Origin of the sequence: Variovorax sp. TBS-050B (assembly GCF_029893635.1) — a bacterium.
Taxonomy (GTDB): domain Bacteria; phylum Pseudomonadota; class Gammaproteobacteria; order Burkholderiales; family Burkholderiaceae_C; genus Variovorax.
The window spans coordinates 40,455-55,055 of record NZ_JARXYR010000001.1; the positions used below are offsets into that span (position 1 = coordinate 40,455).

At 71.0% G+C, this 14,601-nt stretch carries 10 protein-coding genes; 5 read left to right on the plus strand and 5 right to left on the minus strand.

Features of this window, described 5'->3' with window-relative positions; translation table 11 throughout:
• The first annotated feature begins 5 nt into the window (after window positions 1–5).
• The 4 genes from M2165_RS00200 to M2165_RS00215 all read left to right on the plus strand — a co-directional run bounded on the left by M2165_RS00200 (window position 6) and on the right by M2165_RS00215 (window position 7,622).
• Window positions 6–812, plus strand: a complete 807-nt coding sequence (locus M2165_RS00200; protein WP_280812646.1) for an alpha/beta hydrolase — start codon at window positions 6–8, stop codon at window positions 810–812.
• An 80-nt stretch (window positions 813–892) separates the two neighbouring features.
• A complete protein-coding gene (locus M2165_RS00205) occupies window positions 893–1,432 on the plus strand; it encodes a MarR family transcriptional regulator (RefSeq protein ID WP_280812647.1) in 540 nt (179 codons plus the stop codon).
• A gap of 106 nt (window positions 1,433–1,538) precedes the next feature.
• Window positions 1,539–3,329 carry an acyl-CoA dehydrogenase gene (locus tag M2165_RS00210; protein ID WP_280812648.1) on the plus strand — a complete coding sequence of 597 codons (1,791 nt, stop codon included), beginning with the start codon at window positions 1,539–1,541 and terminating at the stop codon, window positions 3,327–3,329.
• Window positions 3,330–3,551: 222 nt separating this feature from the next.
• The gene (locus tag M2165_RS00215) at window positions 3,552–7,622 is read left to right on the plus strand and encodes a CheR family methyltransferase (protein ID WP_348541037.1); all 4,071 of its coding nucleotides are present in this window, start codon (window positions 3,552–3,554) and stop codon (window positions 7,620–7,622) included.
• Here the strand turns inward: M2165_RS00215 and M2165_RS00220 are convergent.
• From M2165_RS00220 to M2165_RS00240, 5 genes are all read right to left on the minus strand, one after another.
• A complete protein-coding gene (locus M2165_RS00220) occupies window positions 7,579–8,985 on the minus strand; it encodes a DUF3526 domain-containing protein (protein ID WP_280812650.1) in 1,407 nt (468 codons plus the stop codon). The genes M2165_RS00215 and M2165_RS00220 overlap by 44 nt on opposite strands.
• Entirely contained in the window at window positions 8,982–10,409 is a 1,428-nt protein-coding gene (locus M2165_RS00225) for a DUF3526 domain-containing protein (protein WP_280812651.1), read from the minus strand. The genes M2165_RS00220 and M2165_RS00225 overlap by 4 nt, the downstream gene beginning before the upstream one ends.
• A complete protein-coding gene (locus M2165_RS00230) occupies window positions 10,406–11,164 on the minus strand; it encodes an ABC transporter ATP-binding protein (protein WP_280812652.1) in 759 nt (252 codons plus the stop codon). Before M2165_RS00230 ends, M2165_RS00225 begins: the two co-directional genes overlap by 4 nt.
• Window positions 11,165–11,183: 19 nt before the next feature.
• Window positions 11,184–13,334: a TonB-dependent siderophore receptor gene (locus M2165_RS00235; protein WP_280812653.1), complete on the minus strand. Its 2,151-nt coding sequence runs from the start codon at window positions 13,332–13,334 to the stop codon at window positions 11,184–11,186.
• A 134-nt stretch (window positions 13,335–13,468) separates the two neighbouring features.
• On the minus strand, window positions 13,469–13,825 hold the full coding sequence (locus M2165_RS00240; RefSeq protein ID WP_280812654.1) for a DUF2946 family protein: 357 nt from the start codon (window positions 13,823–13,825) through the stop codon (window positions 13,469–13,471).
• Between the two features lie 147 nt (window positions 13,826–13,972).
• On the opposite strand from M2165_RS00240, the gene M2165_RS00245 reads away from it, so the two are divergent.
• A complete protein-coding gene (locus tag M2165_RS00245) occupies window positions 13,973–14,599 on the plus strand; it encodes a glutathione S-transferase family protein (RefSeq protein WP_280812655.1) in 627 nt (208 codons plus the stop codon).
• Window positions 14,600–14,601 lie beyond the last annotated feature (2 nt).

A 14,601-nucleotide genomic window follows, 5' to 3' on the forward strand; every position in this document is an offset into this window, starting at 1 on the left:
TCGCAATGAGTTCCTTTCTTCATGGCTATCACGTGCGCGCCAACGGGGTGCGGCTGCACCTCCTGCGCTACGGCGGCCAGGGCCCGCGCATGCTCCTGCTGCCGGGCATCACGAGCCCGGCGGTCACCTGGGGTTTCGTCGCCGGGCGATTGGCTCGCCACTTCGACGTTCATGTCCTGGACTTCCGCGGACGCGGCCTGTCGTCCAGCGCGCCCGGGATGGACGCAAGCCTCGACGCCATGGCGGCCGACGTGCTCGATCTGATGGAGGTCCAGGGATGGTCGTCCGTCACGCTGCTGGGTCATTCGATGGGCGCGCGCGTGGCGATCCGTGCCGCCGCGCGCGACGCCGGGCGCATCGGCAGGCTGCTGCTGGTCGACCCCCCGGTGTCCGGCCCGGGCCGCCGCGCCTATCCCGTGCCGCTGCCCTGGTACGTGGACTCCATCCGGATGGCGGTCCATGGCATCACGGCCGACGCGCTTCGCCCTTACGCGCCGAGCTGGACCGACGAACAACTGCAGCTGCGGGCCGAGTGGCTCCACACCTGCAGCGAGGAGGCCGTCATCCAGGCCCATGCCGGCTTCCACGACGACGACATCCACGCCGATCTGGCGAAACTGCAGACACCCGGGCTCCTCATGACGGCGGGCCAGGGTGGTGTGGTGCTGGCGGAAGACCTCGCGGAGATCGGGGCGCTCGCGCCATGCCTGCAGCAATGCACGGTGCCAGGCGCCGGTCACATGATCCCGTGGGACGACGAGGAAGGCTTCCACCGCGTGCTGGGCGCTTATCTGAAGGTCGACCTGCCGTAGCGGCGCCGCAGGCACAGTTGGCCCATTCACGCAGGGGGCAGCCGATACACTCGCCGGCTGACACTATTGGCGATCTCGAGATGATGACGAAGCGTTCTCCCGCCCGGAAGAAGAAGACGGTCGGCGCAACAGAGCCGGAAGCGGCAAAGCCCCCGGGCTCCGAACCTTTCAACCCGCTGCGCGAAGTCATGTGGCGGCGTCCGGGCTTCCTGATCCGTCGGCTGACCCAGATCGGCCAGGCGATCTTTTTCGATCTGTGCAAGTCCGAGAGCATCACGCCGCTGCAGGTCGGCATGCTGACGGCGTTGTCGATGAACCCCTGGCTCGACCAGAAGGCGATCGGCAGGGAGCTGTCCCTGGACCGGACGACGACGGCGGAAGTGCTCAAGCGCCTGGCCGACAAGGGGCTCGTGGAAACGCGCGTCAATCCGGACGATCGTCGATCCAGACTTTCGGTGATCACCAAGGACGGCCTGAACCTGATCAACGACCTGCAGGAAAGCATCCATCGATCGCAGGAGCTGCTGATCGAACCGCTGTCTCCCGAGGATCGCGCCGTCTTCATGAAACTGCTGGCCCAGCTCGTGGACGCCCACGAGAAGATGGAGAAGCGGGAATAGTCCGTCGGGGTTCACACCGAGCGGCGTGTTGCGGTTTGGACGCGCCTTGTTCCGCGCCAGCCCTATTTTTCAATGACACCGGAGCTGCTTTGAAAGCAAGACTGTGATGGGTTACGTTGCGCCCCTGAAAGACATGCTGTTCGACATCGAACACCTGGCCAACATCGGCGAGATCGCCAGGCTGCCCGGCTTCGAGGACGCCGGCCTCGAAACCGCGCAGGCGGTGCTGGAGGAATGCGCGCGCTTCAACCAGGACGTGGTCGCGCCGCTGAACGTGGCGGGCGACCGCGAACCCTCGTCGTTCAAGGACGGCGCCGTCACCACCACCAAGGGCTTCAAGGAAGCCTTCGCGCAGTACGTGGCGGGCGGCTGGCAGGGCCTTCAGCATCCGGCGGACTTCGGCGGCCAGGGCCTGCCCAAGACCATCGGCGCGGCCTGCGGCGAGATGCTCAACTCGGCCAACATGAGCTTCGCGCTCTGCCCGCTCTTGAGCGACGGCGCCATCGAGGCGCTGCTCACCGCGGGCTCCGACGAGCTCAAGGCCACCTACCTCGAGAAGCTCGTGAGCGGCCAGTGGACCGGCACGATGAACCTCACCGAGCCGCAGGCCGGCAGCGACCTCGCGCTGGTGCGCAGCCGCGCCGAGCCGCAGCCCGACGGCAGCTACAAGGTCTTCGGCACCAAGATCTTCATCACCTACGGCGAGCACGACATGGCCGAGAACATCGTGCACCTCGTGCTCGCGCGCGTGACCGGCGCGCCCGAGGGCGTGAAGGGCATCAGCCTGTTCGTGGTGCCGAAGTTCCTGGTCAACGCCGACGGCTCCCTCGGCGCGCGCAACGACGTGCACTGCGTGAGCATCGAGCACAAGATGGGCATCAAGGCCTCGCCGACCGCGGTGCTGCAGTACGGCGACCACGGGGGCGCCGTGGGCTACCTCGTCGGCCAGGAGAACCGCGGCCTCGAGTACATGTTCATCATGATGAACTCGGCCCGCTATGCGGTCGGCATGCAGGGCATCGCGATCGCCGAGCGCGCCTACCAGCACGCCGTGGCCTATGCCAAGGACCGCGTGCAGAGCCGCCCGGTCGACGGCTCGATGAACGCCAGCGCGCCCATCATCCACCACCCGGACGTCAAGCGCATGCTCATGACCATGCGCGCCTACACCGAAGGCTGCCGCGCCATGGCCTCGGTGGCCGCCGCCGCCTACGACGCCGCGCACCACCATCCCGACGCCGAGACGCGCAAGCAGAACCAGGCCTTCTACGAATTCATGGTGCCGCTCGTGAAGGGCTACAGCACCGAGATGAGCCTGGAGGTCACCTCGCTGGGCGTGCAGGTGCACGGCGGCATGGGCTTCATCGAGGAGACCGGCGCCGCGCAGTACTACCGCGACGCCAAGATCCTCACGATCTACGAAGGCACCACCGCGATCCAGGCCAACGACCTGGTCGGGCGCAAGACCGCGCGCGACGGCGGCCAGACCGCGAAGGCGATCGCGGCGCAGATCGAGACCACCGAGGTCGAGCTCTCGCGGCTCGACGATCCGGCCGCGGCCGCGATGCACCGGCGCCTGAAGGCCGCGCGCGAGGCCTTCCTCGAGGTGGTGGACTTCGTCGCGGGCCAGACCAAGGCGTCGCCCAACGCAGTGTTCGCGGGCAGCGTGCCCTACCTGATGCTCGCGGGCAACCTGGTGGCCGGCTGGCAGCTCGCGCGCTCGCTGATCATCGCGCGCGAACTCGCCTCGCGCAGTGTCGACACCGACTTCATGCAGGCCAAGATCGCGACTGCGCGCTTCTATGCCGAGCACATCCTGAACAAGGCGCCGGGCCTGCGCGACAGCATCGTCGACGGCGCCGAGAGCGTGACGGGGCTGGCGCTCGAGGCCTTCTGACCGCAAACCCTGCCGCGGTCCACGGCAGACCGCATCTCGCGGCCTGTTGGCCGACGGCGCAATGCGCGGGCATGCCGTTTGCCGGTGGATGGTTCGAACCCGTCCGGCGCCTTCTGACCGATACTCCGTCGATGAGGACAGCCGCGCCGCGGCACGTCATCCAAGGGGCCTATGAACACCGCCGTCGAACCTGTCCCGGACCCCGAAGAGGATCCCGATCTCGTGCGCAGCACCCTGCGCTTTCCGGTGGTCGGCATCGGCGCGTCCGCGGGCGGTCTGCCCGCGGTGACGCGGCTGCTGGAGCAGCTGCCGTCCGACACCGGCATGGCCTTCGTCGTCGTGCTCCACCTCGCGCCCGACACGCCGAGCATGGCCGGTGCGATCTTCCAGCATGCCACGCGCATGCCGGTGTCCGAAGTCGCCGACGAACTGCCCATCGAAGCGAACCACGTCTACGTCATTCCCCCCGGCCGTGCGCTGGCCATGAGCGACGGGCACCTGCGGCTCGGCAGCCTCGAGCGGGTGTTCGCCCGCCGCGACGCGATCGACCAGTTCTTCCGCAGCCTCGGCGAGGTGCACAGGGAGCGTGCGATCGCCATCGTGCTCTCCGGCGCAGGCTCGGACGGGGCCGAGGGCCTGAAGCGCGTGAAGGAACGCGGCGGCGTGACGCTGGTGCAAAGCCCCGCCGACGCCGAGCACGATGCGATGCCGCTCAACGCCATCGCCGGCGGCAGCGCGGACTTCGTGCTGCCCGTCGCCGACATGGCCCAGAAGCTGATCGAGCTCTGGGACAACGCCCGCCGGATCGAGCTGCCGGGCCCGCCCGAGGACGCGAGGGTCGAGCCTTCGCCCACGCCGGAAGCCGCGCAGGACGCCGAAGAGGCGCTGCGGGACGTGATGCGGATCCTGCGCGAGCGCACGGGCCACGACTTCTCGCACTACAAGCGCGCCACCCTGCTGCGCCGCATCGAGCGGCGCATGCAGGTCACGCGCCAGGCCACGCTGCCCGCGTACGCCGAGTTCCTCTCGAAGAACGCGCAGGAGGCGACGCTGCTGCTGCAGGACGTGCTGATCAGCGTCACCAACTTCTTTCGCGACCGCTCCGCTTTCGAGGCGCTGGAACGCGCGATCATGAGCGACGTCTTCGGCGCCCAGTCCCCTGCGGACCGCGTGCGCGCTTGGGTCGCCGGCTGCGCGACCGGCGAAGAGGCCTATTCGGTCGCGATGCTGCTGCTCGAGCACGCGGGCAGCGCCGGCACGCTCAAGGGCATCCAGGTCTTCGCCACCGACGTGGACGAGCGGGCGCTCGCGGTCGCCCGCGCGGGGCTGTACGCCGATGCGATCGCCACCGACGTGCCGCCGAGCCGGCTGCGGCAGTTCTTCGACCGCCAGCCGGGCCAGTACCTCGTTTCCAGGACGCTGCGCGAGCGCGTGACCTTCTCGGTGCACGACCTGCTGCGCGACCCGCCTTTTTCGCCGCTCGATCTGGTGTGCTGCCGCAACCTGCTGATCTACCTCGACCGCGCCGCGCAGCGCCAGCTGCTCGAGACCTTCCATTTCGCGCTGCGCCCCGGCGGCCTGCTGTTCCTCGGCAGTGCCGAGACGGCCGACGCCGCACCCGAGCATTTCACGATCGTCGACAGGAAGCACCGCATCTACCGGGCCAGTGCGGCGTCGGTCGAGCGCCGGGTGCCGAGCGCGCTGAGCGAACCGCTGGCCTTCCTGGCGCCTTCCGCGGGCGCCAGCACCTCGATGCGCAAGGAGCTGATCGAGGGCATGCGGGCGCAGCTGAAGACGACAAAGAGCGGCGCCGCGGCGGTGGTCGACCATCAGCTGCGGGTGGTCTACCTGTCGGAGCAGGCCACCCGCTACCTGCAGTTGAACAGCGGCGAACTGTCGGCGCACCTGCTCCATCTGGTGCTGCCCGAACTGCGGCTGGCGCTGCGCGCGGCCATCGCGCATGCCGAGCAGACCGGCCAGCCGGTCCAGGCGCGGCCGGTCCGGCTGCAGCACGGCGAACGGAACTCGGTCGTCAACATGACGGTCCGGCCCGTGGAGCACGTGCGGCATGCGCAGGCGGTCAAGGGGTGGTTGACGGTGATCTTCGAAGAAGTGGAATCGGAGCTTGCGCAGGAGGCATCCTCCGCCGACCTGGCGCTCCAATCCGAAAGCGACCTCGTCGATCTGCATGCGCAGCTGAGGGCGGTGATCAGCGAGTCCGACAGCTCCAGCGAGGCGCTGCGCGCCTCGAACGAAGAGCTGCAGTCGGTCAACGAGGAACTGCGCTCGACCACCGAGGAACTGGAGACGAGCAAGGAGGAACTGCAGTCGGTCAACGAGGAACTGACCACGGTCAACTACGACCTGAAGCTGCATCTCGAGGCCAGCGCCAAGGCCAATGACGACCTGCAGAACTTCCTGCTGGCGAGCGAGATCGCGACGATCTTCGTCGACCGCGGCATGCGCATCCAGCGCTTCACGCCGAAGGTGGCGGACATCTTCAACGTGCTCGCCACGGACGTGACGCGGCCGCTGTTCGACATCACGCACCGGCTCCACTACCCGCAGATGGAGGCCGATGCGCGCGACGCCTTCGAGTCGCTGCGGCCGATCGAGCGCGAGGTCGAGAGCATCGACGGCCGCTGGTTCCTCGCGCGGGTGCTGCCCTATCGCAGCAGCCAGCATCGCATCGAGGGCGTGGTGCTCAACTTCGTCGACGTCACCTCGCGCCACCGCGCCGAGGAGACCGTGCGCGCGGGCGAGGAGCGGCTGCGCCTGCTGTTCGACTCGATCGCGGACTACGTCATCATCCTGCTCGACCAGCACGGCGCCATCCGCCGCTGGAACAAGGGCGCCGAGCGTGCGCTGGGCTACACCGAAGCCGAGGTGCTCGGCAGGTCCGGCGACATCATCTTCACCCCGGAGGACGTCGCCGCGGGCGCGCCGGACGACGAGCGGCGCAGGGCGCGCGAGGTGGGCCGTGCCGAGGACGAGCGCTGGCATCTGCGCAAGGACGGCAGCCGGGTGTATTTCAGCGGCGTGCTGGTGCCGCTGGCCGGCGGCGCGGAGCAGGGCTACGCCAAGATCGCGCGCGACCTGACGCAGGCCCGGCTGGCGGAGCAGGAGCGCAATGCGCTGCTGGCCACCGAGCAGTCGTTGCGCATGCAGCTGCAGGACGCGGACCGGCTGAAGGACGAGTTCCTCGCCGTGCTGTCGCACGAACTGAAGAACCCGCTGAACCTGATCGCCCTCAGCGCCGAGATGCTGGCGCTGCGCCCCGAAGCGCAGTCCGGCGACCTGAAGCGCATCGCCCGCACCATCGCCGACAGCGTGAAGAGCCAGGCGCAGCTGATCGACGACCTGCTGGACCTCTCGCGCGTGCAGACCGGCAAGCTGACCCTGAATCGGCAGGAGGTGCATTGCGACGGCCTGGTCGAGCGGATCGTCGGCGCCGTGCAGGCCGATGCCAGGGGGCGCGGCATCGCGCTCACGCTGCGCGTCGAGCCGGGCGAGTACCGCCTGCATGCCGATCCGGTGCGCATGGAGCAGATCGTCTGGAACCTCATCAGCAACGCGCTCAAGTTCACGCCCGCGGGCGGCAGCGTGGAAGTCGGCCTGCGCGGCGATGAGGCGATGGTGCGCATCGAGGTGCGCGACACCGGCGAGGGCATCAAGCCCGATTTCCTGCCGCTCATCTTCGAGATGTTCCAGCAGCAGGGCGGCACGCGCCCAACCACACGCGGAAAGGGCGGCCTCGGCATCGGTCTGGCGGTCGTCCACCGGCTGGTGGAGGCCCATGGCGGCAAGGTCGAGGCCGCGTCCGCCGGCCCGGGCCAGGGCGCCACCTTCACCGTGGTGCTGCCGCGCCCGGCCGCGCCGTCGGCGGCGGCCAGTGCCGACGCCGAGCGCCCGGCGCTGCAGGGCCTGCGCATGCTGCTGGTCGAGGACGACCCCGACACGCTGAACGCGCTGGGCATGCTGCTGCGGGTCAAGGGCGCGCTGGTGACCGCGGCCGCCAGCGCCGAGGAGGCGCTGGAGCGCGCGGGCGCCGAGCGCTTCGAGCTGATCGTCTCCGACATCGCGATGCCGAACATGGACGGCTACACGCTGCTCGCCCGGCTGCGCGAGGCCGGTTTGCGCGACGTGCCCGCCATCGCGCTGACCGGCTTCGCGCGGCCCGGGGACCGCGCGCGCGCACTGGCCGCGGGCTTCAACGACCATGTCGCGAAACCGTTCCAGTACGACGCCTTCATGCGCGTCGTCTCGCGGCTGCTGGGCGACCGGCGCGTCTGAATCCCTGCGCCGGTCGCACGCGGCCGGCGGCCGCCGCGCCCAGCGCCAGCGCGGCGCCACCCGCGAGCAGCAGCCCCGCGAGCTGGCCGAGCGGCCTGGGCGCCGGAGCGGGCGATGGACTGAAGCGCGGCTGCGCGGCGAAGTCCTGCGCGCCGAAGCGCCGGTCGTCGAACAGGTAGGGGTAGTAGAAGCTGCGCAGCCGGGTGTGGAATTCCGTGATGCGGTCCTGGTAGGCGAGCTGCGCCTCAAGGTCGGTCCGGGCCTGCCGGTGCAGCGCGGCCTGCACCGCGACACCCGGCAGCAGCCATCCGATCCGCGCCGTCCAGCGCTGGCGCGACAGCAGGCTCTCGCGGTAGGCGGCCACCTGGGCCGCGACGCTTTCGTCGCCGAGCTGCTGGAAGGCGTAGTACCACTTCCAGTGGAAGCCCGCGGGCAGCGGCGCCGTGCCACGCCACTGCGGGTGCGAACGGAAGAAGGCCTCCATCGTCGCTTCGCGCGGCAGATCCCAGGCGCCGTGCACCGCCTGGCGCTGCGCCAGCATCAGCGCCACGCCCTGGTGCACCGGCACGGCGCGCGCGAGCACGGCGTTGGCGAGCGTCGGCAGGATCAGCGTCAGCACGACCCAGCAACCCATGAGCGCGGTGGCGTTGGCGGCGGAGCTTCCGTGGCGCGTCGCGACGATCAGCGCCAGGCCGCTCCAGACAGCGAGGTATGCGGCCGTGACCAGCAGCACGGTCGCGACGGCCGCGGCCGGCGTTCCGCTCGCCAGCGCGGCGGCCAGCACCGGCAGCGCCAGGCAGCCGAAGACCAGCGCCATGCGCAGGCCCGCGCGGCGCAGCCACAGGCGGCGGCCGGCACCGGGCATGGCGAGCAGGGTGCCGAGCCGGCCCGCGCGGCGTTCGCCCGACACCAGGTCGTGGAGCAGCGCGATGAGGAACAGCGGCGCGAGGTAGACCAGCACGAACGCGAAGTCGAAGCGGCCGGCCAGTGCCAGCTCGGGGTTGAAGGTCTCGCCCTCGTGCAGCTGCGCCTGCAGCGCGAGCGCGCGCACCCGCAGCACGTAGGGCGCGGCGTCGCGCAGCCCGAGCGCGAGGAAGGCGGTGGGCGACGGATCGTCCCACGTCGCATGAAAGGTGTAGTAGGCGGCCGAACCGGCGTCGCCGCCGTCGGCGTATTTGCGCGCCTGCGCGGCGAGGTCCTGCTGCTGCAGTCCGGCCAGGCGCTCGATGGTCCGGCGCTGGCTTTCGACCTCGCGCATGCCCGAAAGCACCGCCAGCGCCGACAGCAGCGCCAGCAGCGCGAGCGCGGCGACCGCGAGCCTGGCGCGCCGCAGAAGACGCAGTTCATGGGCGAGCCAGCTCATCGCGCGACCCTCCCGAGGCGGCGCGTCGCCAGCGTCAACAGGCCGGCGAGCAGGCCCAGCCACAGCAGCAGCACGCCCGCGGCGGGCATCGCCCGGCGCAGCGCCTCGGCGGGCGGCGCGGCCTGGAAGCGGAACTCGGCGACGCCGTGCCAGTGCGCGTGGCTGATGCGGCTGTCGCGGCTCGAGCGGTCGCCCGCGAAGCTGAGCTTCTCGGCCTGCAGCCGGTTGAGCGCCTGTACCAGGCGGTAGCGATGGTCCTCGGCCTGCTCGACGAAGCGGCGGTAGCCGTGCAGGTCGGTGCCCGCGGCGGCCATCGACAGCCGCCGCAGCGCGATCACCGGGCTGAGCAGCGCGAAGGCATCGACGCGGCGCAGCTGCGCGGCCTGGCGCTCGAAGTTCGCATCGGCGTATCGATCGAACAGCGCGCTGGTGAGCCGTTCGCCTTCCATGCCGAGCAGGCCCTTGTAGTTGACGGGCAGGTCTTCGACGCGCGAGACGCCGTACTGCGCGAGCACCTTCCGGCGGAAGCCGGCGAAGTAGGGATCGTCGGGATCGTGGCTGTCGCCGAGCGCGGCCAGGTCGCGCGCCACCGCGATGTCGGTCTCGAAGCGCGTGGGCAGCGCCAGCGCCGAGGCCGCGAGTTCGGGCGCGAGCCGGGGCACGAGCACCACGCCCACGGCCCAGAGCGCGAGCAGCGTCACCAGCGCATCGCGCCCGCGCGCGAAGCACGCCGAAAGCCCGACCACGCCTACCACCCAGATCAGCAGCCAGACGCCGTAGCCCGCCGCCAGCGCGAGGGCCAGGCCGGCCGGCGCCGGCGTGGCGGCGCCGATCCACAGCAGCGCCAGCAGTGCGGGAAGCAGCGCCGCGGCCGCCACGCCGCCCAGCGCGAGCAGCTTGCCCGCGACGATCTGCCGCGGCCGGACCCCTTGCGCGAGCAGCACGCGCAGCGTGCCCGATTCGCGCTCGCGCGCCAGCGCCGCATGGCCGACGAAGACGAGCAGCAGCGGCGCGAGCACCTGCAGCACGAAGGCCGGGGTGAGCTGGCCGAAGCGCAGCAGCAGCGACGACTGCCGCACGTCGCCGAAGTTGGCGCTGTTCTGCCGGTGCCCCTCGAGAAAGAGCGTGTGGCCGGTGTAGGCATCCACGCCGGGATCGAAGGCGGCGAGCGGGTTGAGGGGGCGGAACACGAAGTGCCCGTAGTGCACCATGCGGTGCGGATGGCGGTCGGGCTGGGCCTCGAACTCGTGGTCGACCTGCGCCTGGTGGCGTGTGCGTTCGGCATCGGTCGCGCGGCGCTGTTCCCATGCGGTGAAGGCGGCGACCGCCGTGAGCAGCAGCAGCAGCGCCAGCCCGAGCACCGCGACGCGGTCGCGCCGCAGCAGGCGCCATTCCTCGCGCGCGATGTGCAGCGCGGCGCTCACGGCTGCACCTCCTGCCCGGCGTAGCGGCGGTGCAGGGCCCGCACGTCGAAGCGTTCGGCGCCTGCGGCGGCGACTTCCTCGATGAGCCGCCCGCGTTCGATGAAGCCGATGCGGTCGGCCACGTCTGCCGCGCCGAGCAGGTCGTGCGTGACCATGAGCACGGCCACGCCCTGCGCGCGCAGCAGTCCGAGGAGGCGGCTGAACTCGGCCGCGGCCTGCGGATCGAGCCCCGAGGTGGGCTCGTCGAGCAGCAGCGCCGGCACCCGTCGCGCGAGCGCCAGCGCGATCGAGACCTTCTGGCGCATGCCCTTCGAGAATCCCGACACGCGCCGCCCGTGCGCGGCCGCATCCAGGCCGGCGCTCGCCAGCGCCGCATCGATGGCCGGTGCATCCGCGGGCTGGCCCGCGAGGTGCAGCAGGTAGGCCACGTTCTCGCGCGCGCTGAGGTGCTCGTAGAGCGCCACGTTCTCGGGTATGTAGGCGAGCTGGCGACGCGCGGCGGTGGGGTCGGCCACCGGGTCGGTGCCGTTCACGCGCACGCGGCCGCGCGCGGGCTCGACGAAGCCGAGGAACAGGCTCAGCGTGGTGGTCTTGCCGGCGCCGTTGGCGCCCAGCAGCGCGTAGATCTCGCCGGCCTCGACCCTGAGGTCCAGGCCGTCCAGGATGGTGCGGGCGCCATAGCCGGCAACCACGCCGCTGGCCTCCAGCGCGGGATGGCGCGCGCGCTGCGGCGGTGCGGAATCGGTGGGGTTCATCGTCGTCTTCTCCTTGCGTTCAGAACCGGGCCTGCAGGCCGAGGGTGATGCTGCGCGCGGTGCCGGGCGTGACCCAGACGCGGCTGTAGGAGCTCGCGTAGTAGGTCCTGTCGAACAGGTTGTCCACGTCGAGCGTGAGGCGCAGCGCGGGGCTGAAGCGCCAGTAGGCGACCAGCTTGGCCGTGGTGTAGCCGGGCAGGTCGAAGGCCGGCGTGCCGGCACCGGCTTCGGCCTGCGTGCGGGCCTGGCCCAGCCGCCTGCCGACGTGGGTGATGCCGCCGCCGATGCCATAGCGCTGGCCGTTGGCCAGGGCGTCCTCGTAGACCGCCAGCACGCTGCCGTTGACCTTCGGCACGTTGAGCAGGCGTCCGCCGACCTCGAGGCTGTGGTCCCTGGCGATCTCCACGTCGTTCAACACCAGGCTCGCATTGACGCGCCAGTGCTTCGTGACCTGGCCGGCGAAGTCGAGCTCCAGGCCGCGGCTGCGGATCTCGCCGGCCGCGACCGAGTAGCCGGTGTTCACGGGGTCGGAGGTCAGCACGTTGCGCTTGCGGATGTCGAACAGCGCGGCCGTGGCGCCGATGCGCTGGTCGGCGCTTTCCCATTTGGCGCCGAGCTCCAGCGCGCGGCCGGTCTCGGGCCGGAAGCTGTTGGCGGCGAAGTCCGAGCCCACGTTCGGCCGGAACGAGCGGCCCGCGTTCGCATAGAAGGTCCACTGCGGCGTCGGCAGCCAGCTCACCCCGATGCGCGGCGAGGTGGCCGACGGGTCCTGGCTCGCCGTGGTGCCGGTGCGGCGGTTGCGCAGCGACTGGCGGTAGTTGTCCACGCGCACGCCGGCGACCAGGCGCCATTCGGGTGCCAGCCGGATCGCGTCCTGCACGTAGAACGCGGTGCCGCGCTGGTGTTCGAGCGTGTCGGTGTTGGCGCCCGGCACCGGCTGGACCTGCCCGTAGACCGGGTTGTAGATGTTGATGGCATAGGGCCGCGCGGCGCTGGGATTGGCGCGCAGCATCACCGAATCCATCGCGAAGCGGAAGCTCTCCGCGCCGAAGAGCAGCTCGTGCGCGATGGCGCCCGTCTGCACCTTGCCCTGCAGCTCCACCTGCAGGGCCGTGTCGTGCGAATCGAAGCCGCGGTAGCGCCGCTGGCGCGTCAGGTTGCCGTTCGCCTGCAGCGCGTGCGCTTCGGTGGCGAAGCCCTCGATCGAGGTCTCGCGGTAGGACAGGCCGATCCGGCTGCGCCAGTCGGCGTTCCATTCGTGCGACAGCACGAACTGGTGCGTGTGGTTCTCCACGGTCACGTCGCCGTCGGCCGGCTCGCCCAGGAAGCGGCTGCGCGGGATCGCGCCGAGCCGGTTGTCGACCGCGACCACGCCGCGGTCGAGCGGCGTCCGGTGCCGCAGCACCTCGCCCGTGTAGTCGAGCAGCGTGTCGCGGCCGAGCTTCCATGCGAAGGCGGGCGCGATCACGCGGCGTTCGGAGCGCACATGGTCCCGGAAGCTGTCGCGGTCCTCCACCGCCGCGTTGAGCCGGTAGGCGAAGTTTTCCCCGACCGGTCCCGTGCTGTCGAATGCACCGCGGCGCAGGCCATGGCTGCCGGCATAGCCTTCGACCGAATGCGCGGCCTTCCACAGCGGCCGCTTGGAGACGATGTTCAGCGTGCCACCGGGCTCGCTGCTGCCGTAGAGCGCCGCGGCGGTGCCCTTGAGGAACTCGATGCGCTCGACGCCCGCGAGGTCGCGCGGGGCGTTGAAGCCGCGGTTCGACGAGAAGCCGTTGAGCAGCGTGGCCATGCCGGTGCTCTCGTTGCCCGGCAGGCCGCGGATCGCGATGTTGTCCCAGAGGCCGCCGAAGTTGTTCTGGCGCGAAACGCCGCCGACGTAGTCGAGCACGTCGTCGAGCCGGGTGGCGCCCAGGTCGTCGATGGCCTGGCGCGTGACGATGCGCACCGATTGCGGCAGCTCGCGCAGCGGCAGCTCGGTCTTGGCGCCCGCCGCGTCGTCGGCGTGGTAGGCGCCCGATTCGGTGCGGCCGATGACCTCGATGGTCGACAGTTCGGCCGCGGCCGGCGCCCCTGTCGATTGGGCGAAGACGGGGCCGGCGAACAGCGCTGCCAGCGCGACGGCCAGGGGAAGGGGCGCACCGGGCGCGGGACGTTGGATGGGGGTCATGAGCCGACTCGAAGAGAAAAGGGAAGGGCGTGGCGGCGCGCGGCGAATGCCCGGCGCGCAGCGACCCGGGCGCACGGTTCATGCCGGGCCGCGGGACGGGACTGGAAGCGAAGGCCCCGCCGCAGCGGCGGGGTTCAGGCGATGGCGCGGGGCGGGTCGCGCGCGGCGAAGGGCCAGCGGCACGGGTCGGGGACGAATGCCTCCCGTGCCTGCGGCCGCGGCAGCTCGGCCCGCGGCACCGCGATGACCGCGGCCGCCAGCGAGGCCGGCGCGTTGCCGAGTTGCGCATAGGCGAGGCACCAGGCGCAGGCGGCGTGGACCTCGCTGCCGTGCTCCGCGTCCATGGCCTCGTCGGCCGCGGGCGCGCCTGCAAGCGCCGCCACGGCCTGCTGCTGGTGCGCCGCCTGGTGGGCAGGCATGCCGATGACCGTGTGGAAGAACACGGCCAGCAGCAGCAGTCGGATCAGGGCGTGGCGCAGGAGCGATGGCATGGCGGGGGCCTGGAATGATACCGGCGAGGTCGCCGGCGCCCGACCGGGGCGCCCGTTTCGCGGGGAGGTGGCGGATTGATCGGATCGGCACCGAGAACGACTGCCGCCGCACGGTCCCTCGAGGGCGCGCTGCCTAGACTGGGTCCCATGATCACCATTCACCATCTGGGCCGCTCCCAGTCCGAGCGCATCGTGTGGCTCTGCGAGGAGCTGGGGCTGCGCTACCGGCTCGTGCGCTACGAGCGCGATCCCGTCACGCAGCTGGCGCCGCCCGCGCTGCAGGCCGTGCATCCGCTCGGCGCCGCGCCGGTCATCGAGGACGGCGGGCTGAAGCTCGCCGAATCGGCGGCCATCGTCGAATACATCATCGCCAGGCACGGCGGCGGGCGCCTGAAGCTGGCGGCCGAGCATCCCGACTTCGCGCAGTTCCTGTACTGGTTCCATTTCTCCAACGGCAACCTGCAGCCGGCGATCGGCCGCGCGATGTTCATGGACCGGGCGCAGCTGCCGGCCGGCCATCCGGTGCAGGCGGCGGTGCAGGGGCGGCTCGCGCGCGTCGTCGAGGCCGTGGAGACCCGGCTGGGCGAGGCGCCCTATCTCGCCGGTGCGGCGTTCACCGCGGCCGACGTGATGACGGTGGTGTCGTTCACCACCATGCGCTTCTTCCTGCCGATCGACCTCGGGCCGCGTCCGAACATCCGGGCCTATCTGCAGCGGATCGGCGAACGGCCCGCCTACCGCCGCGCGATGGCCGCGAGCGATCCGCAGCGATAGAC

Bases quoted from the DNA above. Each gene is read 5' to 3' on its own strand.
- M2165_RS00200 (WP_280812646.1), top strand. From the start codon at position 6: ATGAGTTCCTTTCTTCATGGCTATCACGTGCGCGCCAACGGGGTGCGG.
- M2165_RS00205 (WP_280812647.1), top strand. From the start codon at position 893: ATGATGACGAAGCGTTCTCCCGCCCGGAAGAAGAAGACGGTCGGCGCA.
- M2165_RS00210 (WP_280812648.1), top strand. From the start codon at position 1,539: ATGGGTTACGTTGCGCCCCTGAAAGACATGCTGTTCGACATCGAACAC.
- M2165_RS00220 (WP_280812650.1), bottom strand. From the start codon at position 8,985: ATGAGCTGGCTCGCCCATGAACTGCGTCTTCTGCGGCGCGCCAGGCTC.
- M2165_RS00230 (WP_280812652.1), bottom strand. From the start codon at position 11,164: ATGAACCCCACCGATTCCGCACCGCCGCAGCGCGCGCGCCATCCCGCG.
- M2165_RS00235 (WP_280812653.1), bottom strand. From the start codon at position 13,334: ATGACCCCCATCCAACGTCCCGCGCCCGGTGCGCCCCTTCCCCTGGCC.
- M2165_RS00240 (WP_280812654.1), bottom strand. From the start codon at position 13,825: ATGCCATCGCTCCTGCGCCACGCCCTGATCCGACTGCTGCTGCTGGCC.
- M2165_RS00245 (WP_280812655.1), top strand. From the start codon at position 13,973: ATGATCACCATTCACCATCTGGGCCGCTCCCAGTCCGAGCGCATCGTG.